The 20065-nt window shown below is 64.4% G+C and carries 21 protein-coding genes; 13 read left to right on the forward strand and 8 right to left on the reverse strand.

The window, feature by feature from the left end; all coding sequences use genetic code 11:
- Window positions 1–8 precede the first annotated feature (8 nt).
- The 10 genes from ACNFG0_RS05295 to ACNFG0_RS05340 all read left to right on the forward strand — a co-directional run bounded on the left by ACNFG0_RS05295 (window position 9) and on the right by ACNFG0_RS05340 (window position 8220).
- Window positions 9–662: an MlaC/ttg2D family ABC transporter substrate-binding protein gene (locus ACNFG0_RS05295; protein WP_196146434.1), complete on the forward strand. Its 654-nt coding sequence runs from the start codon at window positions 9–11 to the stop codon at window positions 660–662.
- Window positions 659–961: an STAS domain-containing protein gene (locus ACNFG0_RS05300; RefSeq protein ID WP_416764166.1), complete on the forward strand. Its 303-nt coding sequence runs from the start codon at window positions 659–661 to the stop codon at window positions 959–961. Before ACNFG0_RS05295 ends, ACNFG0_RS05300 begins: the two co-directional genes overlap by 4 nt.
- Before the next feature lie 118 nt (window positions 962–1079).
- Window positions 1080–1319, forward strand: coding sequence for a BolA family protein (locus tag ACNFG0_RS05305; RefSeq protein ID WP_029613593.1), 240 nt, complete (start codon window positions 1080–1082; stop codon window positions 1317–1319).
- Between the two features lie 24 nt (window positions 1320–1343).
- A complete protein-coding gene (murA, locus tag ACNFG0_RS05310; protein WP_084854530.1) occupies window positions 1344–2609 on the forward strand; it encodes a UDP-N-acetylglucosamine 1-carboxyvinyltransferase in 1266 nt (421 codons plus the stop codon).
- A 137-nt stretch (window positions 2610–2746) separates the two neighbouring features.
- Window positions 2747–3382, forward strand: a complete 636-nt coding sequence (gene hisG / locus ACNFG0_RS05315; RefSeq protein ID WP_043213301.1) for an ATP phosphoribosyltransferase — start codon at window positions 2747–2749, stop codon at window positions 3380–3382.
- Window positions 3383–3507: 125 nt separating this feature from the next.
- Window positions 3508–4833: a histidinol dehydrogenase gene (gene hisD / locus ACNFG0_RS05320; protein WP_196146437.1), complete on the forward strand. Its 1326-nt coding sequence runs from the start codon at window positions 3508–3510 to the stop codon at window positions 4831–4833.
- Between the two features lie 2 nt (window positions 4834–4835).
- Complete coding sequence (gene hisC / locus ACNFG0_RS05325) at window positions 4836–5885, forward strand: histidinol-phosphate transaminase (protein WP_416764168.1); 1050 nt, start codon at window positions 4836–4838, stop codon at window positions 5883–5885.
- Window positions 5886–6033: 148 nt separating this feature from the next.
- Window positions 6034–7314 carry a CynX/NimT family MFS transporter gene (locus ACNFG0_RS05330; RefSeq protein WP_416764170.1) on the forward strand — a complete coding sequence of 427 codons (1281 nt, stop codon included), beginning with the start codon at window positions 6034–6036 and terminating at the stop codon, window positions 7312–7314.
- Window positions 7315–7413: 99 nt separating this feature from the next.
- Window positions 7414–7884: a nuclear transport factor 2 family protein gene (locus ACNFG0_RS05335; RefSeq protein WP_416764171.1), complete on the forward strand. Its 471-nt coding sequence runs from the start codon at window positions 7414–7416 to the stop codon at window positions 7882–7884.
- 42 nt (window positions 7885–7926) lie between these two features.
- Window positions 7927–8220, forward strand: coding sequence for a GIY-YIG nuclease family protein (locus ACNFG0_RS05340; protein ID WP_196155270.1), 294 nt, complete (start codon window positions 7927–7929; stop codon window positions 8218–8220).
- Window positions 8221–8360: 140 nt separating this feature from the next.
- Here ACNFG0_RS05340 and yejK read toward each other — a convergent pair whose 3' ends face one another.
- The gene (yejK, locus tag ACNFG0_RS05345; RefSeq protein ID WP_196155271.1) at window positions 8361–9368 is read right to left on the reverse strand and encodes a nucleoid-associated protein YejK; all 1008 of its coding nucleotides are present in this window, start codon (window positions 9366–9368) and stop codon (window positions 8361–8363) included.
- 393 nt (window positions 9369–9761) lie between these two features.
- Here yejK and ACNFG0_RS05350 point away from each other — a divergent pair, with 393 nt between their 5' ends.
- Entirely contained in the window at window positions 9762–10043 is a 282-nt protein-coding gene (locus tag ACNFG0_RS05350) for an HU family DNA-binding protein (RefSeq protein WP_043210728.1), read from the forward strand.
- A gap of 51 nt (window positions 10044–10094) precedes the next feature.
- On the opposite strand, the gene rlmF is transcribed toward ACNFG0_RS05350, so the two are convergent.
- The 5 genes from rlmF to ACNFG0_RS05375 all read right to left on the reverse strand — a co-directional run bounded on the left by rlmF (window position 10095) and on the right by ACNFG0_RS05375 (window position 16560).
- On the reverse strand, window positions 10095–11051 hold the full coding sequence (gene rlmF, locus ACNFG0_RS05355; protein ID WP_416764173.1) for a 23S rRNA (adenine(1618)-N(6))-methyltransferase RlmF: 957 nt from the start codon (window positions 11049–11051) through the stop codon (window positions 10095–10097).
- Between the two features lie 136 nt (window positions 11052–11187).
- Complete coding sequence (locus ACNFG0_RS05360) at window positions 11188–14034, reverse strand: valine--tRNA ligase (protein ID WP_196146444.1); 2847 nt, start codon at window positions 14032–14034, stop codon at window positions 11188–11190.
- 186 nt (window positions 14035–14220) lie between these two features.
- Entirely contained in the window at window positions 14221–14586 is a 366-nt protein-coding gene (locus tag ACNFG0_RS05365) for a DNA polymerase III subunit chi (protein WP_196146450.1), read from the reverse strand.
- A 5-nt stretch (window positions 14587–14591) separates the two neighbouring features.
- Window positions 14592–15020, reverse strand: a complete 429-nt coding sequence (locus ACNFG0_RS05370) for a DNA polymerase III subunit chi (RefSeq protein ID WP_416764175.1) — start codon at window positions 15018–15020, stop codon at window positions 14592–14594.
- A gap of 49 nt (window positions 15021–15069) precedes the next feature.
- Window positions 15070–16560 carry a leucyl aminopeptidase gene (locus ACNFG0_RS05375; protein ID WP_416764176.1) on the reverse strand — a complete coding sequence of 497 codons (1491 nt, stop codon included), beginning with the start codon at window positions 16558–16560 and terminating at the stop codon, window positions 15070–15072.
- Window positions 16561–16849: 289 nt separating this feature from the next.
- On the opposite strand from ACNFG0_RS05375, the gene lptF reads away from it, so the two are divergent.
- Together lptF and lptG are read left to right on the forward strand one after the other, a co-directional pair.
- Window positions 16850–17965 carry an LPS export ABC transporter permease LptF gene (gene lptF / locus ACNFG0_RS05380; RefSeq protein ID WP_196146447.1) on the forward strand — a complete coding sequence of 372 codons (1116 nt, stop codon included), beginning with the start codon at window positions 16850–16852 and terminating at the stop codon, window positions 17963–17965.
- On the forward strand, window positions 17958–19019 hold the full coding sequence (lptG, locus tag ACNFG0_RS05385; RefSeq protein ID WP_084856636.1) for an LPS export ABC transporter permease LptG: 1062 nt from the start codon (window positions 17958–17960) through the stop codon (window positions 19017–19019). Before lptF ends, lptG begins: the two co-directional genes overlap by 8 nt.
- A 202-nt stretch (window positions 19020–19221) precedes the next feature.
- On the opposite strand, the gene ACNFG0_RS05390 is transcribed toward lptG, so the two are convergent.
- Both ACNFG0_RS05390 and ACNFG0_RS05395 read right to left on the reverse strand, forming a co-directional pair.
- Window positions 19222–19707 carry an RDD family protein gene (locus tag ACNFG0_RS05390; protein ID WP_196144481.1) on the reverse strand — a complete coding sequence of 162 codons (486 nt, stop codon included), beginning with the start codon at window positions 19705–19707 and terminating at the stop codon, window positions 19222–19224.
- Window positions 19708–19798: 91 nt separating this feature from the next.
- The gene (locus ACNFG0_RS05395; RefSeq protein ID WP_003257941.1) at window positions 19799–20011 is read right to left on the reverse strand and encodes a cold-shock protein; all 213 of its coding nucleotides are present in this window, start codon (window positions 20009–20011) and stop codon (window positions 19799–19801) included.
- Window positions 20012–20065 lie beyond the last annotated feature (54 nt).

Raw genomic sequence — 20065 nt, forward strand, 5'->3', positions numbered from 1 at the left:
GAGTTTCCATGATTTCGATCCTGCGACGCGGCCTGCTGGTTCTCCTGGCGGCCTTCCCCCTGCTGGCCATGGCCGCGCCGGGTCAGTCGGCCCGCGACGTGGTACAGGGCACCACCAGCGAGCTGCTGGCAGACCTGAAGGCCAACAAGGAGCAGTACAAGAGCAACCCGCAGGCGTTTTACGACGCCCTCAACCGCATCCTGGGCCCTGTGGTCGATGCCGACGGCATCTCCAAGAGCATCATGACCGTCAAGTACTCGCGCAAGGCTACGCCTGAGCAGATGCAGCGCTTCCAGGAAAACTTCAAGCGCAGCCTGATGCAGTTCTATGGCAATGCGCTGCTCGAGTACAACAACCAGGGCATCACCGTCGACCCGGCCAAGGGTGAAGAAGGCGATCGCACCAGCGTCGGCATGAAGGTCACCGGCAACAACGGTGCGGTCTATCCGGTGCAATACACCCTGGTCAAGCTCGGTGGCGAGTGGAAGGTGCGCAACGTGATCGTCAATGGCATCAACATCGGCAAGCTGTTCCGTGACCAGTTCGCCGACGCCATGCAGCGCAACGGCAACGACCTGGACAAGACCATCGACGGCTGGGCCGGCGAAGTGGCCAAGGCCAAGGAAGCTGCCGACAAATCGCCCGACAAGGAAGTGAAATGAGCGACACCGGCGTGACCATGGCCGAGCCGGGCGTCCTGCGCCTGGCCGGCGTGCTGGACTACCGCAGCGGCCCGGTCCTGCGCAAGGAAGGCAAGGCACTGATCGCCGCCTGTCGCGAACCGAAGGTGGTGTTCGATTGTTCGTCAGTGGCCCGCTCCACCAGCGTCGGCCTCTCGCTGCTGCTGGGCTTCATCCGTGATGCCCAGGCCGCAGGCAAGGGCTGGGAGCTGCGCGGCATGCCCGACGACATGCGCGATATCGCCGAGGTCTACGACCTCGATGAAGTGCTGGCGGGCTGATGGCTCGCCGTCAAGAGATGGCCCCTCGGTCAGCAGGCCCCACCATGGGCTTCGCAGGCGAGGGGCTTTTTTGTATGATGGCCGACCCGCGCGCACTGGGCGCCGATTGAGGTTGAGCATGCAGGCCGTAGAAGTTAAAAGCTTCCTTGAAGAGAAATTGCCGGGAACCCGGGTCGAAGTTGAAGGCGAAGGCTGCAACTTCCAGTTGAACGTGATCAGCGACGAGCTGGCCGGCCAGAGCCCGGTCAAGCGCCAGCAGGCGATCTATGCTCACCTGAATCCGTGGATCGCCGATGGCAGCATCCATGCGGTAACCATGAAATTTTTCAGCAGCGCAGCCTGGGCTGAGCGCACCTGAGCCAACGTTGGCGGCGAGATTGCAATGGACAAACTGATTATCACTGGCGGCGCGCGTCTCGATGGCGAGATCCGCATTTCCGGGGCGAAGAACGCCGCCCTGCCGATTCTCTCGGCGACCCTGCTGGCTGACGGCCCGGTCACCGTGGGCAACCTGCCGCACCTGCACGACATCACCACCATGATCGAGCTGTTCGGTCGCATGGGCATCGAGCCTGTGATCGACGAGAAGCTCTCGGTGGAAATCGACCCGCGCACCATCAAGACCCTGGTCGCACCCTACGAGCTGGTCAAGACCATGCGCGCCTCGATCCTGGTGCTCGGCCCGATGGTCGCCCGTTTCGGCAAGGCCGAAGTCGCCCTGCCCGGTGGTTGCGCGATCGGTTCGCGCCCGGTCGACTTGCACATCCGTGGCCTGGAGGCCATGGGGGCGAAGATCGAGGTCGAAGGCGGCTACATCAAGGCCGAGGCCCCTGAGGGTGGCCTGCGTGGTGCGCACTTCTTCTTCGACACCGTCAGCGTGACCGGTACCGAGAACATCATGATGGCCGCTGCCCTGGCCAAGGGCCGCAGCGTCCTGCAGAACGCCGCGCGCGAGCCGGAAGTGGTCGACCTGGCCAACTTCATCAACGCCATGGGCGGCAAGATCCAGGGCGCGGGCACCGACACCATCGTCATCGACGGTGTCGAGCGCCTGCACTCGGCCACCTACCGCGTGATGCCTGACCGTATCGAGACCGGTACCTACCTGGTCGCTGCTGCCGTGACCGGTGGCCGCGTGAAGGTCAAGGACACCGATCCGACCATCCTCGAGGCCGTGCTGGAGAAGCTCAAGGAAGCCGGTGCCGAAGTCACCGCCGGCGAAGACTGGATCGAGCTGGACATGCATGGCAAGCGGCCCAAGGCCGTCAACCTGCGTACCGCCCCGTACCCGGCCTTCCCGACCGACATGCAGGCGCAGTTCATCTCGCTCAACGCCATCGCCGAAGGCACTGGCGCAGTGATCGAGACGATCTTCGAAAACCGCTTCATGCACGTCTACGAAATGCACCGCATGGGCGCTCAGATCCAGGTCGAGGGCAATACCGCGATCGTCACCGGGGTCAAGGCACTCAAGGGCGCACCGGTCATGGCCACCGACCTGCGGGCTTCGGCCAGCCTGGTCCTGTCGGCCCTGGTGGCCGACGGCGATACCCTGATCGATCGCATCTACCACATCGACCGTGGTTACGAGTGCATCGAAGAAAAACTGCAGATGCTGGGCGCGAAAATTCGCCGCGTACCGGGCTAGTCATCTGAGGTGCGAGAGCGGGCTTGGCCCGTGAAGAAGCTTGCCGTTCACGGGGCAAGCCCGCTCCCACACGCGAATCATAGGCGGCCAGGTCGACGACCTGGCCGGCAGTAGCCGCTTAAGGACCGACGTTTCCCATGTTGACCATCGCGCTATCGAAGGGCCGAATCCTCGACGATACCCTGCCATTGCTGGCCGAGGCCGGTATCGTGCCGACCGAGAATCCGGACAAGAGCCGCAAGCTGATCATCCCCACGACCCAGGACGACGTGCGCCTGCTGATCGTGCGCGCCACCGATGTGCCGACCTATGTCGAGCATGGCGCCGCCGACCTCGGGGTGGCCGGCAAGGACGTGCTGATGGAGTACGGTGGCCAGGGCCTCTACGAGCCCCTGGACCTGCAGATCGCCCGCTGCAAGCTGATGACCGCAGGTGCCGTAGGCGCGCCGGAGCCCAAGGGCCGGCTGCGTGTGGCCACCAAGTTCGTCAATGTAGCCAAGCGCTACTACGCCGAACAGGGCCGTCAGGTCGATATCATCAAGCTGTACGGCTCGATGGAGCTGGCGCCGCTGATCGGCCTGGCCGACAAGATCATCGACGTGGTCGACACCGGCAATACCTTGCGTGCCAACGGCCTGGAGCCCCAGGAACTGATCGCCACGATCAGCTCGCGTCTGGTGGTCAACAAGGCCTCCATGAAAATGCAGCACGCCCGCATCCAGAGCCTGATCGACACCCTGCGCCAGGCCGTCGAATCCCGACACCGCGGCTGACCTTTGCGCGCGACTTCTCGTCGCGCCCGTCTATCCGCGTCATAGCCAACTTTCTCGGGTGCCCGCGCGGATGGACTGGTAGCCTAGGGCGCCTGAGCATTCGCCAATAAAACGAGGCCCTCGCCATGACCGTGTCCACTGCAATTGCCCGTCTCAACGCTGCTGACCCGGATTTCGCCCGACATCTGGATCATCTGCTGAGCTGGGAAAGCGTGTCCGATGACGCGGTCAACCAGCGCGTGCTCGACATCATCAAGGCCGTGCGCGAGCGCGGCGATGCCGCCCTGGTGGAATTCACCCAGCGCTTCGATGGCGTCGAGGCCAAGGGCATCGACGACCTGATCCTCGGCCGCGAGCGCCTGGAGCTGGCGCTGACCCGCATCACCGAGGCCCAGCGCCAGGCGCTGGAGACTGCGGCCAACCGTGTGCGCAGCTACCACGAACGGCAGAAGCAGGACTCCTGGCAGTACACCGAGGCCGACGGCACCGTGCTCGGCCAGAAGGTCACGCCGCTGGACCGTGCCGGCCTGTATGTCCCGGGCGGCAAGGCATCGTACCCGTCGTCGGTACTGATGAACGCCATCCCGGCGAAGGTCGCCGGGGTCGGCGAAGTGGTGATGGTGGTACCGACCCCGCGTGGCGAGGTCAATGAACTGGTGTTGGCCGCAGCCTGCATCGCCGGCGTGGACCGTGTCTTCACCATCGGCGGCGCCCAGGCGGTCGCGGCCCTGGCCTATGGCACCCAGAGCGTGCCCCAGGTGGACAAGATCGTCGGCCCGGGCAACATCTACGTGGCCACCGCCAAGCGCCACGTCTTCGGCCAAGTCGGCATCGACATGATCGCTGGGCCTTCGGAGATCCTCGTGGTGTGCGACGGCCAGACCGACCCGGACTGGATCGCCATGGACCTCTTCTCCCAGGCCGAGCATGACGAAGACGCCCAGGCAATTCTGGTCAGCCCGGACGCTGCGTTCCTGGACCGCGTCGCCGCGAGCATCGACAAACTGCTGCCGACCATGGAGCGTGCCGAGATCATCGAGAAGTCGATCAACGGCCGTGGCGCGCTGATCCAGGTGCGCGACATGCAGCAGGCGATGGACGTCGCCAACCGCATCGCGCCCGAGCACCTGGAGCTGTCGGTGGCCGACCCACAAGCCTGGCTGCCGCACATCCGCCATGCCGGCGCGATCTTCATGGGCCGTCACACCAGCGAAGCCCTGGGCGACTACTGCGCCGGCCCCAACCACGTGCTGCCCACTTCCGGTACCGCGCGGTTCTCCTCGCCACTGGGGGTGTATGACTTCCAGAAGCGTTCATCGATCATCTTCTGCTCCGAGCAGGCCGCTTCCGAGCTGGGCCACACCGCGTCGGTCCTGGCCCGTGGCGAGTCGCTGACTGCCCACGCCCGCAGCGCCGAATACCGCATCCTCACCGAGAACAAGGGGAACTGAACATGAGCCGATTCTGGAGCCCCTTCGTCAAGGACCTGGTGCCCTACGTGCCGGGCGAGCAGCCCAAGCTGGCCCGCCTGGTCAAGCTCAACACCAACGAGAACCCCTATGGCCCGTCGCCCAAGGCACTGGCGGTCATGCAAGGGGAACTGAACGACAACCTGCGCCTGTACCCGGACCCCAATGCCGATCGCCTCAAGCAGGCGGTGGCCGAGTACTACGGCGTGACGGCGCAGCAGGTCTTCGTCGGCAACGGCTCGGACGAAGTGCTGGCGCACATCTTTCACGGCCTGTTCCAGCATGACGGCGGCCCGCTGCTGTTCCCCGACATCAGCTACAGCTTCTACCCGGTGTACTGCGGCCTGTACGGCATCCCGTTCGAGCCGGTGGCACTGGACGAGCAGTTCCAGATCCGCATCGCGGACTACAACAAGCCCAATGCCGGCATCATCTTCCCCAACCCTAACGCGCCGACCGGTTGTCTGCTGCCGTTGCAGGCCGTAGAGCAGTTGCTGCAGGCCAACCCTGATTCGGTCGTGGTGGTGGACGAGGCGTACATCGATTTTGGCGGCGAAACGGCCATCAGCCTGGTGGGCCGCTACGACAACCTGCTGGTGACCCAGACGCTGTCCAAGTCGCGCTCCCTCGCCGGCCTGCGGGTTGGCCTGGCGGTGGGGCACCCGGACCTGATCGAGGCGCTGGAGCGGATCAAGAACAGCTTCAACTCCTACCCGCTCGATCGCATGGCGATCGTGGGGGCGGCGGCAGCGTTCGAGGACCGCGCCTACTTCGACGAGACGTGCCGCAAGGTGATCGACAGCCGCGAGGCGTTGGTCGCTGAACTGCGCGACCGTGGTTTCGAGGTGCTGCCTTCGGCGGCCAACTTCATCTTTGCTCGGCATCCGCAGCAGGATGCTGCGGGGATTGCGATGCGGTTGCGGGAGCAGGGGGTTATTGTCCGACACTTCAAGCAAGCGCGGATCGCCCAGTTCTTGCGGATTACCATCGGCACGCCGGAGATGAACCAGGCACTGCTCGATGCGCTTGGATAAGGCAGCGGTTCAGGCGTAGGTGCTTGCGGCGACGCCTCGATTGGCGTTGTTTCTTCAGTGGGGTTGATGGTGGGGTTATGGGTCCGATCGCGGGACAAGCCTGCCCCTATCACCCTCGCCTTCAACGAACCCTGACCACGAGAAACCCATGGACGAACGCACGACCCACCCCGGCCCGCCCCACGAGACGGAGCTCGACGAACTGCTGATCGACGCCGAGGCTGACGACGAACAGGTCCAGCAACAGCCTGTGGTGCTGCACAAACCCTGGTTGCTGTTGCTTGGCCTGGTACTGGTGGCGCTGAACTTGCGCCCGGCCCTGTCGAGCATGGCGCCGGTGCTGGGGCAGGTGTCCGAAGGCTTGGGCCTGAGCGCGTCCCAGGCGGGCTTGCTGACCACCCTGCCGGTGCTCTGCCTCGGCCTGTTCGCGCCGCTGGCCCCCGTGCTGGCGCGCCGTTTTGGCAGCGAGCGGGTGATTCTCGGCATCCTGCTGGCCCTGGCGCTGGGGATCCTGGTGCGCAGTGCCTTGGGGGCGCCCGGGGTGTTTCTCGGCAGCCTGGTGGCCGGTGCCAGCATCGGAATCATCGGTGTGCTGCTGCCGGGTATCGTCAAGCGCGACTTCCCTCGGCATGCCGGCACCCTGACCGGTGTCTACACCATGGCCCTGTGCCTGGGAGCGGCCCTTGCGGCCGGAGCGACCGTGCCGCTGGCCCAATACTTCGACGACAGCTGGGCCCTGGGCCTGGGGTTCTGGCTGGTGCCCGCCTTGCTGGCGATGCTGGTCTGGCTGCCCCAGGCGCGCCGGGGGCATGGCTTGCACAAGGTGGCGTATCGGGTAAAGGGGCTGTGGCGTGATCCGCTGGCCTGGCAGGTCACGCTGTACATGGGCTTGCAGTCGTCGTTGGCCTATATCGTCTTCGGCTGGCTGCCGTCGATTCTCATCGGCCGGGGCCTGAGCCCGACAGAAGCGGGCCTGGTGCTGTCCGGCTCGGTGATCGTGCAACTGGTCAGTTCGCTCAGCGCGCCTTGGCTGGCAACCCGGGGCAAAGACCAGCGCCTGGCCATCGTCATCGTCATGCTGATCACCCTGGCGGGGTTGTTCGGGTGCTTGTATGCGCCACTCTCGGGTCTGTGGGGCTGGGCGGTCGTGCTTGGCCTGGGGCAGGGCGGTACCTTCGCCCTGGCATTGACCTTGATCGTGTTGCGTTCGAACGATGCCCATGTCGCGGCGAACCTGTCGAGCATGGCCCAGGGGGTAGGGTACACACTGGCCTCCATGGGCCCCTTCGCGGTGGGGTTGGTGCATGACCTGACCGGCGGCTGGTCTGCCGTGGGGTGGATCTTCGCAGCCTTGGGCGTCGGGGCCATCGTGTTCGGCCTTGGGGCTGGGCGGGCCTTGCATGTGCAGGTAACCAGCGAGCGGGTGTAGGCCTTTTCTTCGATGGGGGCATCGAAGGCTCGAATGGGCATGGCGCCAGCGCGCGTCACGGATTATCGTTCGAGCTTCCACTTCTCGACGGATTGCGCCATGAGCGATGCCAACCAAGCACTGATCACCCGTTTCTACCAGGCTTTCCAGCGCTTGGATGCCGAGTCCATGGTGGCTTGCTACAGCGAAGACATTACTTTCAGCGACCCGGTGTTCGGCACCTTGCGCGGCCAGGACGTCGGCGATATGTGGCGGATGCTGACCACACGAGCCAAGGATTTCTCGCTGACTTTCGACCACGTTCAGGCCAATCAGGACAGCGCCAGTGCGCATTGGGTGGCGCGTTACCTGTTCAGCCAGACCGGGCGCACGGTGGTCAACGACATCCAGGCGCGTTTCGTCATTCGCGACGGCCTGATCCTGCAGCATGACGACGGTTTCGATTTCTGGCGCTGGTCCCGCCAGACCCTAGGGTTGCCTGGCCTGTTGCTGGGCTGGTCGCCAATGTTGCAGAACAAGGTGCGCCTGCAGGCATTCAAGGGGCTCCGGGCGTTTCAGCAAGCGCGTTGAGCGAGTAAGCTGGCAGCTTTCCTGGTGGCCCTGAACGACGCTGTGAGCGAGACACTTCCTCCCCCCAACCCCAAGCCGTGGTACGTCTACCTGGTGCGTGCCGCCAATGGTTCGCTGTATTGCGGTATCAGCGATGACCCGCAGCGGCGCTTTCTGAAGCACCAGAAGGGACAGGGGGCGCGTTATTTCAAGACCAGCCCAGCCCAGGCGCTGGTCTATGTCGAGCAGTGGCCGGACAAGGCCGAGGCATTGCGCCAGGAGCGCCTGGTGAAGAAGCTGCGCAAGTCGGCCAAGGAAGCCCTGGTGGCGGCCTATGCCGAGGGGGCTGAACGTTAGAGGGCGTCAGCGCCATCGCCGGCAAGCCGCTCCCTCAAAGGATCAGCGCCCGAAGGGCTGGATCTCCCACAGGTGCGGCGGTGTCTCTGGAGGCAGCGCAGCGCAGGTGGGAGCCGGCTTGCCGGCGATAGGGCGCAGCCTCAATCCTTGCGGCGCTTGAGCTGATCGACCAGCTGGGTCGGCAGGCCCTTGATGATCAGGGTGCCGGCTTCCTCGTCATACTCCACCTTCGAGCCGAGCAGGTGAGCCTCGAAGCTGATCGACAGGCCTTCGGCCCGGCCGGTGAAGCGGCGGAATTGGTTGAGGGTGCGTTTGTCCGCCGGGATCTCTGGCGACAGGCCGTAGTCCTTGTTGCGGATATGGTCGTAGAAGGCCTTCGGGCGGTCCTCGTCGATCAGGCTCGACAGTTCTTCCAGGGTCACCGGCTCGCCCAGTTTGGTCTGGGTGGTGGCGTAGTCGACCAGGGTCTGGGTTTTTTCCCGGGCCGCTTCCTCGGGCAGGTCCTCGCTCTCGACGAAGTCGCTGAAGGCCTTGAGCAGCGTGCGGGTTTCACCGGGGCCGTCCACGCCTTCCTGGCAGCCGATGAAGTCGCGGAAATAGTCCGAGACCTTCTTGCCGTTCTTACCCTTGATGAACGAGATGTACTGCTTGGAGTTCTGGTTGTTCTTCCATTCCGAGAGGTTGATACGCGCCGCCAGGTGCAGTTGGCCGAGGTCCAGGTGGCGCGACGGGGTGACGTCGAGATCGGCATTCACCGCCACGCCTTCGCTGTGGTGCAGCAAGGCGATGGCCAGGTACTCGGTCATGCCTTGCTGGTAATGGGCGAAGAGGATGTGGCCACCGGTGGAGAGGTTGGATTCCTCCATCAGCTTTTGCAGGTGCTCGACGGCGATACGGCTGAAGGCGGTGAAGTCCTTTTCCTCGTCCAGGTACTGCTTCAGCCAGCCGCTGAGCGGGTAGGCACCGGACTCGCCGTGGAAGAAGCCCCAGGCCTTGCCCTGCTTGGCGTTATAGCTGTCGTTGAGGTCGGCCAGCAGGTTTTCGATGGCGTCGGAGGCGGCGAGTTCGGACTCGCGCGCGTGCAATACTGCGGGGCTGCCATCGGGTTTCTTGTCGATCAGGTGAACGATGCAATGACGGATTGGCATGGATATCTCGAATAGGTGTCGGGCGGTGGCGGACCGCGCTGCAAAGTCGCCCAGTTTAACCCAGGGCAGGGGCGATGCAGTGGCCAGATGTTGGCAGAAATGTCTTTTGTTCGTTTTTTGTTCAATTTTTTGCGTTTTCCGCTAAACCCCCCGAAAAACCTGCATTAAATCGAAGCCGGCAGCGGATATTTATCCATTCCTGTGGTAGCTTTGCGCGGTCTTGCGCCCCTTGGGTGGCGCATTGCCGGCAGATCGCTTGGCCGTGTCGAACCAAACGCCGATTTTCGTATCTACATACGCGATTGGCGCGGCCCGCCTGGCCGCCCAGGGCTGGCCCGATTACGACCTGGCACACTGCATAATCACTGAATTTGATAGGGAAGGAACACCACCATGGCATTGACCAAAGACCAACTGATTGCCGATATCGCCGAAGCCATCGACGCGCCGAAGACCACCGCGCGTAACGCCCTGGAGCAACTGGGCCAGATCGTCGCCGACCAACTGGAAAACGGCGCTGAAATCACCCTGCCAGGCATCGGCAAGCTGAAAGTCTCCGAGCGTCCTGCCCGTACCGGCCGCAACCCTTCGACTGGCGCTGCCATCGAAATCGCTGCCAAGAAAGTCGTCAAGTTCGTACCTGCCAAGGTCCTGAACGACGCCGTCAACAAGTAAGACGTTGATGCGTTGAACGAACCGCGCCCGGCTTGCCTGGGCGCGGTTTTTTCATGCCTGCGGTTTGCCCTCGCGCCGGGCATGCCAGGCCTGGCGAGCGGCGTCGTCCTGGAAACTCCAGGCGACCATGCGGCTCTGCTTCTGGCCCTGGCCCATGGCGACGACACGTTGCGCCTTCGCCCCTGCTTTTTTCAGGGCCGCCTCGATACCCGGCAGGTTGCTGGCCTTCGACACCAGGCTGGTGAACCACAGCACCTGTTCCCCGTACGGCACGCTCTCGCCCACCAGTTGGGTGACGAAACGAATCTCGCCACCTTCGCACCACAGCTCATTGTTCTGCCCGCCGAAGTTCAGGACCGGTAGCTTGCGCTTGGGGTCCTGCTTGCCCAGGTTCTTCCACTTGCGTTGGCTGCCACGGGTGGCTTCGTCCCGGGAGGCATGGAAGGGCGGGTTGCATAGGGTCACATCGAAACGCTCATCGCTTTGCAGTAGGCCGTCGAGGATATGCCGTGGGTTGCCTTGCTGGCGCAGGGTGATCACCTTGGCCAGGCCATTGGCCTGCACGATCGCCTTGGCCGAGGCCAGGGCGATTGGGTTGATGTCCGAGCCGAGGAAGCGCCAGCGGTAGTCGCTGTGGCCGAGCAACGGGTAGATGCAGTTGGCACCGACGCCGATGTCCAGCGCACGCACCTGGGGGCCGCGGGGGATGGCACCGCCGCAATCTTCGGCCAGCAGGTCGGCCAGCACGTGGATATAGTCGGCCCGGCCTGGGATCGGCGGGCACAGGTAGTCGGCCGGGATGTCCCAGTGCTGGACGCCGTACTGGGCCTTGAGCAGGGCACGGTTGAACACCCGCACCGCCTCGGGGTTGGCGAAGTCGATACTGGGCTTGCCGTAGGGGTTGGTGATGGTGAAGCGGGCAAGGTCCGGGTGGGCCTTGATCAGGCTGGGGAAGTCGTAGTGGCCCTTGTGTCGGTTGCGCGGGTGCAGGGTGGGTTTCTGGGTCATGGTAGGGTCCTGAAAAAGCATCGCCGGCAAGCAGGCTCCCACAGGTCAGTGCAAGGTTCAGGGTCTGCACGTTACCTGTGGGAGCCGGCTTGCCGGCGATGGGCTGCAAAGCAGCCCGCTATGGCTTCACTCGATGTTACAGCGCTGCAATCCGCGCATGCTGCTCGGTCAGGTTGGCCAGGGCCTGCTCGGACTCGGCCAGCTTGGCGCGCTCTTTCTCGATCACGGCAGGCGGGGCCTTGTCGACGAACGCAGCGTTGGACAGCTTGCCGCCCACGCGCTGGACTTCGCCTTGCAGGCGCTGGATTTCCTTGTTCAGACGCGCAAGCTCGGCATCCTTGTCGATCAGGCCGGCCATCGGCACCAGTACCTGCAGGTCGCCCACCAGTGCGGTGGCCGACAGTGGCGCTTCGTCCTGCTCGCCCAGTACGGTGAACGACTCGACCTTGGCCAGCTTCTTGAGCAGTGCCTCGTTCTCCTGCAGGCGACGCTGGTCGTCGGCATTGGCGTTCTTGAGGAACAGCGGCAGCGGCTTGCCTGGGCCGATGTTCATCTCGGCGCGGATGTTGCGCAGGCCGACCATCAGCTGCTGCAGCCACTCGATGTCGCCTTCGGCGGCGGTGTCGATGCGGCTCTCGTTGGCCACCGGCCACGGTTGCAGCATGATGGTCTTGCCGTCGATACCGGCCAGCGGCGCGATGCGCTGCCAGATCTCCTCGGTGATGAACGGCATGAACGGGTGAGCCAGGCGCAGGGCCACTTCCAGCACGCGTACCAAGGTGCGACGGGTGCCGCGGGCGCGCTCGACCGGAGCGTTCTCGTCCCAGAGCACCGGCTTGGACAGCTCCAGGTACCAGTCGCAGTACTGGTTCCAGATGAACTCGTACAGGGCCTGGCTGGCCAGGTCGAAGCGGAACTGCTCGAGCTGACGGGTGACCTCGGCCTCGGTGCGCTGCAGCTGCGAGATGATCCAGCGGTCGGCCAGCGACAGCTCGTAGGCCTCGCCGTTCTGGCCGCAGTCTTCGCCTTTGTCCAGCACGTAGCGGGCGGCGTTCCAGATCTTGTTGCAGAAGTTGCGGTAGCCTTCGACGCGGCCCATGTCGAACTTGATGTCGCGGCCGGTGGAGGCCAGCGAGCAGAAGGTGAAGCGTAGGGCATCGGTGCCGTAGCTGGCGATACCTTCCGGGAACTCGGCCTTGGTCTGCTTGGCGATCTTCTCGGCAAGCTTGGGCTGCATCATGCCGCTGGTGCGTTTTTCCAGCAGGGCGTCGAGGGTGATGCCGTCGACGATGTCCAGCGGGTCGAGCACGTTGCCCTTGGACTTGGACATCTTCTGGCCCTGGCCATCACGCACCAAGCCATGGACGTAGACGGTCTTGAACGGTACCTGCGGGGTGCCGTCCTCGTTCTTGATCAGGTGCATCGTCAGCATGATCATCCGGGCGACCCAGAAGAAGATGATGTCGAAGCCCGTCACCAGCACGTCGGTGGAGTGGAATTTCTTCAAGAACTCGGTCTGTTCCGGCCAGCCCAGGGTGGAGAAGGTCCACAGGCCCGAGCTGAACCAGGTGTCGAGTACGTCGTCGTCCTGGCGCAGGGCCACGTCGGCGCCCAGGTTGTGCTTGGCGCGCACCTCGGCTTCGTTGCGCCCGACATAGACCTGGCCGGCCTCGTCGTACCAGGCCGGGATGCGGTGGCCCCACCACAGCTGGCGGCTGATGCACCAGTCCTGGATGTCACGCATCCAGGAGAAGTACATGTTCTCGTACTGCTTGGGCACGAACTGGATGCGGCCGTCTTCCACGGCGGCAATGGCAGGCTCGGCCAGCGGCTTGGTGGAAACGTACCACTGGTCGGTCAGCCACGGCTCGATGACGGTGCCGGAGCGGTCGCCCTTCGGTACTTTCAGGGCGTGGTCGTCGATGCTGACCAGCAGGCCCTGGGCGTCCAGGTCGGCGACGATCTGCTTGCGCGCGACGAAACGGTCGAGGCCGGCGTATTGGGCGGGCAGGGTGGTGTCGATGTTCTCGTTGACGCTGCCGTCGAGGTTGAAGGCCTGGGCGCTTGCCAGCACCAGGGCGTTCTTGTCGAAGATGTTGAGCAGCGGCAGGTTGTGGCGCTTGCCGACTTCATAGTCGTTGAAGTCGTGGGCCGGGGTGATCTTCACGCAGCCGGTGCCGAACTCCGGGTCGCAGTAGTCGTCGGCGATGATCGGGATGCGGCGGCCCACCAAGGGCAGCTCGACGAACTTGCCGATCAGGGCCTGGTAGCGTTCGTCGTTCGGGTTGACCGCGACGGCGGCATCGCCGAGCAGGGTTTCCGGACGGGTGGTGGCGACGACCAGGTGGTCCTTGCCTTCGGCGGTCTTGGCGCCATCGGCCAGCGGGTAGCGCAGATTCCACAGGTGGCCCTTCTCGTCGTGGTTTTCCACTTCGAGGTCGGAGATGGCGGTGTGGAGCTTGGTGTCCCAGTTGACCAGGCGCTTGCCGCGGTAGATCAGGCCGTCTTCATGCAGGCGTACGAAGGCTTCCTTGACCGCCTCGGAGAGGCCGTCGTCCATGGTGAAGCGTTCACGGCTCCAGTCTACCGACGAGCCCAGGCGACGGATCTGGCGGCTGATGTTGCCACCGGACTGCTCTTTCCACTCCCAGACCTTCTCCAGGAACTTTTCGCGGCCCAGGTCATGACGGTTCTGGCCCTTGGCCTCGAGCTGGCGCTCCACCAGCATCTGGGTGGCGATGCCTGCGTGGTCGGTGCCCGGCTGCCACAGGGTGTCGCGACCCTGCATGCGGCGGAAGCGGATCAGGGCGTCCATGATCGCATTGTTGAAGCCATGGCCCATGTGCAGGCTGCCGGTCACGTTCGGCGGCGGGATCATGATGGTGTAGGACTCGCCTGCACCTTGTGGGGCGAAATAGTTCTCGGACTCCCAGGTGTTGTACCAGGAAGTTTCGATGGCGTGCGGCTGGTAGGTCTTATCCATGCGCGGCGGGACCCTATGGCATTAATTCGGGAAAGCCGGGAAGTATAACCAAGGTGGGGGTTCGAGGCGACAGGGGCAGGGGCTGCTTTGCAGCCCTTTCGCGGCACAAGGCCGTTCCTACAGACGCCACGGTCCCTGTAGGAGCGGCCTTGTGCCGCGAAAGGGCCGCAAGGCGGCCCCAGGGCATCATTCCGAACGCTTGATCAGCCGTTCCATGCGCGCATCCAGGCGGCGCTTGATCTCGTTCTCGATGTGCGGCGTGAAATCGTTGATCACGTCTTGCATGATCTGTTGGGCGGCGGCGCGCAGGTCAGCTTCCAGATGCAGCAGGGTGTCCTGGCGGCGGGTCTGCGGGTCGTCCTCGTCCACCGCTGGTGTGGCTTCGGTGGGCGGCGCCGTGTTGCCGGCCGGTTCGTCGAGCAGCAGGGGGATCTGCTCGACCGTTTCGGTCAGCAGCGGCGGTTGCAGGTCGGCGTCGCCCAGCAACTGGCGGATCGATTCGAGGTCGTCGAGCAGATGCGCGGAGTCAGGTAGGGGGGAATGCTTGTCCATCATCGTCAAAGTCGCTGTAAGCGGTGGTCTTGCAGAGCATAGCCCCGTTCACGGTAGAAACGGAATCGCTCCCGAGCAGCCTGGCGGACGGCCGGAGCCTCGACGACGATCTCGGCCACCCGTTCGAACTGACTGACGAACCCAGGCACGTCGGCCCCCAGGTTGATCAGCAGGTCATGGTGGGTGCCGGCATCGTCGCCCAGCCCCAGGGCCACCACGGCGTCGGCATGGGCCTCGGCTGGGTCATGGGGCACGAAGGCTTCGCCCTTGAAACGCCACAGGCGCTCGTCCAGCGCGGCACGCTGCTCGGCATCCTGGCAGTGCAGGTAGACCCGGTGGCCGAGGCGCCAGGCCTTCTCGCACAACTTGCAGGCGAAATCCAGGCGTGCCGCCAAGTCGTCGGTGGGCAGGATGTAGAAGTCGACTTTGCTCATGGTCAGGTCTGCCAGCCGATGGCGCGCGAACGCCACCGGCCTGGAGGCATCAGGCGTTGGCGCGGTCGAGCAGGTACTGGGTCAGCAGCGGGACCGGGCGGCCCGAGGCGCCCTTGTCCTTGCCGCCGCTGATCCACGCGGTGCCAGCAACGTCCAGGTGTGCCCAGTCGTAGGCCTTGGCGAAGCGCGACAGGAAGCAACCGGCGGTGATGGTGCCGGCCTTCGGCCCGCCGATGTTGGCGATGTCGGCGAACGGGCTGTCCAGCTGCTCCTGGTACTCGTCGAACAGCGGCAGCTGCCAGGCGCGGTCGTCGGCGCGCTTGCCGGCGTCGAGCAACTGGCCGACCAGGTCGTCGTTGTTGCCCATCAGCCCCGAGGTGTGGCTGCCCAGGGCGACGATGCAGGCGCCGGTCAGGGTGGCGATGTCGATCACTGCCTGGGGCTTGAAGCGCTCGGCGTAGGTCAGGGTGTCGCACAGCACCAGGCGGCCTTCGGCGTCGGTGTTGAGGATCTCGACGGTCTGGCCGCTCATGGTGGTGACGATGTCACCCGGGCGGGTGGCGCCGCCGCTGGGCATGTTCTCGGCGCAGGCCAGCAGGCACACCAGGTTGATCGGCAGCTGCAGTTGCAGCACTGCACGCAGGGTGCCGAACACGCTGGCGGCGCCGCACATGTCGTATTTCATTTCATCCATGCCGGCACCGGGCTTGAGGCTGATGCCGCCGGTGTCGAAGGTGATGCCCTTGCCGACCAGCACGAATGGCTTCTCGCTCTTCTTGCCGCCCTGGTAGTTGAGCACGATCAGGCGTGGCGGCTGGTCGCTGCCCTGGCCCACGGCATAGAAGGCCCCCATGCCCAGGTCCTTGATCTTCTTCTCGTCCAGGACCTCGACCTTGAGATTCTTGTGCGCCTTGCCCAGTTCCTTGGCCTGCTCGGCCAGGAAGCTTGGGTGGCACAGGTTCGGCGGCAGGTTGCCCAGGTCGCGGGTGAAGGACATGCCGGCGGCGATGGCGCTGGCGTGTTTCACGGCGCGTTCGACTTCGCCCTGGCCGGCCTTGTCGGCCAGCAGGGTGATCTTCTTCAACGCGCGGGGCTCGGCCTTCTGGCTCTTGAAGCGGTCGAACACGTATTCGCCGTCGAGCAGGGTCTCGGCCAACAGGCGGTACTTGCTGTAGTGGGCATCGCGGCCGGTGACGCTGACATCATCCAGGGCCAGTACCGCGTCGCCGCCGTTCAGGCCCTTGAGTACGCCGGCGACGCTGGCGACCAACTTGCGCCAGGCGCGATCGCCCAGCGCTTCCTTGCCGCTGCCCACCAGCAGCACGCGCTCGGCCTTGAGGCCTGGCAGGCTGTGCAGTAGTAGGGTCTGGCCGGGCTTGCCGGCCAGGTCGCCACGCTTGAGCACGGCGCTGATGGCACCGCTGCTGGCCTGGTCGACGGCCTTGGCGATTTCGCCGAGCTTGCGTCCTTCACTAACGGCCAGTACCAAGGTGGCGGTTTTCAAGGAGGCGGCGGCTACACTTTTTACAACCAGTTCCATGTCAGGGTCCCCGAATGATCAGTCAGTTGGCGCGGTCTCGTGCACACGCTCGAAACGGGCCTGGCCGCGTGCTCGCGTGCCAGTGGAAAAGCTGCCAGTTTGAGCCTGCGGCAACCTCGATGACAACCCCGACATGCGCCGTCATGCGCGGCCAAGTGACAGGCACTGCCAATCACAGGATAATGCGCGCACTTTACATGGAGGTTCGCCTTCGGCGAACCGGCATAGGTCTTGGCTGTCCGAAGCCCTTGAATGGCTTTGCGCCCCTGACAACCCAGGAGTGTCTGGTTTGATCGTCTTCCGTTATCTGTCCCGCGAGGTCCTGGTGACCTTGAGCGCCGTCAGCGCCGTGCTGCTGGTGATCATCATGAGCGGGCGCTTCATCAAGTACCTGGCCCAGGCCGCCCAGGGCGTGCTCGACCCGAGCGTGCTGTTCCTGATCATGGGCTTCCGCCTGCCGGGCTTCCTGCAGCTGATCCTGCCGCTGGGCCTGTTCCTCGGCATTCTCCTGGCCTACGGCCGGCTCTACTTGGAAAGCGAGATGACCGTCCTCTCGGCCACCGGCATGAGCCAGCAGCGCCTGCTACTGCTGACCCTGGCCCCGGCCGGGCTGGTCGCCCTGCTGGTGGCCTGGCTGAGCCTGAGCTTGGCCCCCCAGGGCGTGGCCCAGGTGCAGCAGATCATCAACCAGCAGGACGCCCTGACCGAATTCGATACCCTGGTGCCTGGGCGCTTCCAGACCCTGCGCGACGGCTCGCGGGTGACCTACACCGAAGAGCTGACCGACGATCGCATCAACCTGAGCGGCGTGTTCATCTCCGAGAAGCGTTTCAACCAGGACAAGACCAAGGACCGTGCGCCTTCGGTGCTGGTCGCCGAGAAGGGTCATCAGGAAGTGCAGGCCGACGGCAATCGCTACCTGATCCTGGAAAACGGCTACCGCTACGACGGCAACCCGGGCCAGGCCGACTACCGCGCGATCAAGTACGACACCTATGGCGTGCTGCTGCCCAAGCCCGAGGTCAGCGAGGAAGTGACCGACCGCGAGGCCATCCCCACCTCCGAGCTGTTCGGCAAGAAGGCGCTGCGCGAGCAGGCCGAGCTGCAGTGGCGCCTGTCGCTGCCGCTGCTGGTCTTCGTGGTGACCTTGCTGGCCGTGCCGCTGTCGCGCGTCAACCCGCGCCAGGGCCGTTTCCTCAAGCTGCTGCCGGCGATTCTTCTGTACATGGCCTACCTGACGATGCTGATTTCCGTACGCGGCGCCCTGGAGAAGGGCAAGATCCCGATCGCCCTGGGCATGTGGTGGGTGCATGGGCTGTTCCTGCTGATCGGCCTGGGCCTGATGTACTGGGAGCCACTGCGCCTGAAGCTCGCCGCCCGTCGTTCGGAGGTGGCCCATGGCTAAGCTGGATCGCTACATCGGCCAGAGCGTGCTGCTGGCCATCCTGGCGGTGCTGGGGATCATCCTCGGCCTGGCTTCGCTGTTCGCCTTCATCGACGAGATGGGCGACTTGAGCAACACCTATACGGTGATGGACGCCGGCCGTTTCGTGTTGCTGACCGCGCCGCGCCGGTTGTACGAGATGCTGCCGATGGCCGCGCTGATCGGCTGCCTGATCGGCCTGGGCAGCCTGGCCAGCAGCAGCGAGCTGACCATCATGCGCGCTGCCGGCGTGTCGATCGGGCGCATTGTCTGGGCGGTGATGAAGCCGATGCTGGTGCTCATGCTGGTCGGCTTGCTGATCGGCGAGTACGTGGCCCCGGTCACCGAGAACAAGGCCCAGGCCGACCGCTCGCTGGCCCAGGGTGGCGGCGACGCCCAGAGCTCCAAGCGTGGCATGTGGCACCGCCAGGGCGAGGAGTTCGTGCACATCAACTCGGTGCAGCCCAATGGCCTGCTGCTGGGCGTGACCCGTTATCGCTTCGATGCCGAGCGTCACATCGTGACCTCGAGCTTCGCGCGCCGGGCGCAGTACAACCAGGATCACTGGATCCTCAGCGACGTCGCCACTACCCATTTCCGTGGCGACCACACCGAGGTGGTGAAGACCCCTCAGGAACGCTGGGACGTTTCGGTGACACCGCAACTGCTCAACACCGTGATCCTGGCGCCCGAGTCGCTGTCGATCACCGGCCTGTGGGATTACATCCACTACCTGTCCGAGCAAGGCCTGAACAATGCCCGTTACTGGCTGGCATTCTGGACCAAGGTGTTGCAGCCGGTGGTCACCGCGGCCCTGGTGCTGATGGCGATTTCCTTCATCTTCGGCCCGCTGCGTTCGGTGACCCTCGGCCAACGGGTGTTCACCGGCGTGCTGGTGGGCTTCGTGTTCCGCATCGGCCAGGACCTGCTGGGGCCATCGAGCCAGGTGTTCGGCTTCCCACCGCTGCTGGCGGTGGTGATCCCGGCCGGGATCTGTGCGCTGGCGGGTGTGTGGTTGTTGCGCCGGGCGGGGTAGTGCCTATCAGTTAAGGACGCGGGTGCGCTGCACGCCCATCGCCGGCAAGCCGGCTCCCACAAGCCTCCAGGGCAGCACGGGCCTGTGGGAGCCGGCTTGCCAGCGATGGGCTGCGTAGCAGCCCCAAGTGCAGCCGACCTCAGGGTCGGCTTTTTTGTGCCGGCAGGCAATGCTCTTGCACGCTCCTACAGGTTGGTAGGTTTCACTTGCGCTTGGGCACCCGCACCAACTGGGTTTCTGAATAAATGTCGTGCCAGCCACGCTTGCGCTTGTCGACCAGCGCCCAGAGGAAGCCCAGGCCCAGGCACAGCCACGACGCGATGGCCACCACGAAGCGCAACAACGCCTGCCACAGGCTGATGGCACTGCCGTCGGCGTTCTGCACCCGTACGCCCCATACCTGCATGCCCAGGGTCTGGCCACCGTGGGTCCAGAACTTGGCGAAGAAGCCAAACAGGGCGAACAGCAGGATCGTCGACAGCAGCGGGTCGCCGTCCAGCGCACCAGCATCGGTCAACTCGCGCATGCGCGCCTCGCCGATGATCGCCATCTGCACCAGCTTGTAGAGGCCGGCGGTGACGATCAGCAGCGCGGTGCACAGCAGGAAGTCATAGAACATCGCAGCCAGGCGGCGGCCCAGGCCGACCGGTGGGAAGTCGCCTTGGGGGGCGAGCAGAGGCTTGGACATGCAGGGGCAGCTCCATATGGCGAAGCGGCTATTCTACGGGCAAAAAAAAGCCCCTGCACATGGCAGGGGCTTTTTGAAGTCGGGATCGGGCTTAGCCGGCGACCTGAACCTTGTCAGCCTGCATGCCTTTCTGGCCTTGCACTGCTTCGAAGGTGACCTTCTGGCCTTCTTTCAGGCTCTTGAAGCCGTTGCCTTCGATGGCACGGAAGTGCACGAACAGATCCGGACCGCTTTCTGGGGTGATGAAGCCGTAACCTTTCTCGTCATTGAACCACTTGACGGTACCGTTCTGACGCTCAGCCATTGTCTTGTTTCCTATGAAGCTTAAATTTTGATGACAGTTTCTTTCATATCTAAA

The organism is Pseudomonas sp. NY15372 (genome assembly GCF_048068215.1).
GTDB lineage: Bacteria > Pseudomonadota > Gammaproteobacteria > Pseudomonadales > Pseudomonadaceae > Aquipseudomonas > Aquipseudomonas guariconensis_A.

Coding starts and splice junctions, on each gene's coding strand:
- ACNFG0_RS05365 (WP_196146450.1), bottom strand. CDS start 14,586: ATGGACAAGCATTCCCCCCTACCTGACTCCGCGCATCTGCTCGACGAC.
- hisD (WP_196146437.1), top strand. CDS start 3,508: ATGACCGTGTCCACTGCAATTGCCCGTCTCAACGCTGCTGACCCGGAT.
- ACNFG0_RS05360 (WP_196146444.1), bottom strand. CDS start 14,034: ATGGATAAGACCTACCAGCCGCACGCCATCGAAACTTCCTGGTACAAC.
- yejK (WP_196155271.1), bottom strand. CDS start 9,368: ATGCCAATCCGTCATTGCATCGTTCACCTGATCGACAAGAAACCCGAT.
- hisG (WP_043213301.1), top strand. CDS start 2,747: ATGTTGACCATCGCGCTATCGAAGGGCCGAATCCTCGACGATACCCTG.
- ACNFG0_RS05390 (WP_196144481.1), bottom strand. CDS start 19,707: ATGTCCAAGCCTCTGCTCGCCCCCCAAGGCGACTTCCCACCGGTCGGC.
- ACNFG0_RS05335 (WP_416764171.1), top strand. CDS start 7,414: ATGAGCGATGCCAACCAAGCACTGATCACCCGTTTCTACCAGGCTTTC.
- murA (WP_084854530.1), top strand. CDS start 1,344: ATGGACAAACTGATTATCACTGGCGGCGCGCGTCTCGATGGCGAGATC.
- ACNFG0_RS05395 (WP_003257941.1), bottom strand. CDS start 20,011: ATGGCTGAGCGTCAGAACGGTACCGTCAAGTGGTTCAATGACGAGAAA.
- ACNFG0_RS05370 (WP_416764175.1), bottom strand. CDS start 15,020: ATGAGCAAAGTCGACTTCTACATCCTGCCCACCGACGACTTGGCGGCA.
- ACNFG0_RS05300 (WP_416764166.1), top strand. CDS start 659: ATGAGCGACACCGGCGTGACCATGGCCGAGCCGGGCGTCCTGCGCCTG.
- lptG (WP_084856636.1), top strand. CDS start 17,958: ATGGCTAAGCTGGATCGCTACATCGGCCAGAGCGTGCTGCTGGCCATC.
- ACNFG0_RS05305 (WP_029613593.1), top strand. CDS start 1,080: ATGCAGGCCGTAGAAGTTAAAAGCTTCCTTGAAGAGAAATTGCCGGGA.
- ACNFG0_RS05330 (WP_416764170.1), top strand. CDS start 6,034: ATGGACGAACGCACGACCCACCCCGGCCCGCCCCACGAGACGGAGCTC.
- ACNFG0_RS05375 (WP_416764176.1), bottom strand. CDS start 16,560: ATGGAACTGGTTGTAAAAAGTGTAGCCGCCGCCTCCTTGAAAACCGCC.
- rlmF (WP_416764173.1), bottom strand. CDS start 11,051: ATGACCCAGAAACCCACCCTGCACCCGCGCAACCGACACAAGGGCCAC.
- hisC (WP_416764168.1), top strand. CDS start 4,836: ATGAGCCGATTCTGGAGCCCCTTCGTCAAGGACCTGGTGCCCTACGTG.
- ACNFG0_RS05295 (WP_196146434.1), top strand. CDS start 9: ATGATTTCGATCCTGCGACGCGGCCTGCTGGTTCTCCTGGCGGCCTTC.
- ACNFG0_RS05350 (WP_043210728.1), top strand. CDS start 9,762: ATGGCATTGACCAAAGACCAACTGATTGCCGATATCGCCGAAGCCATC.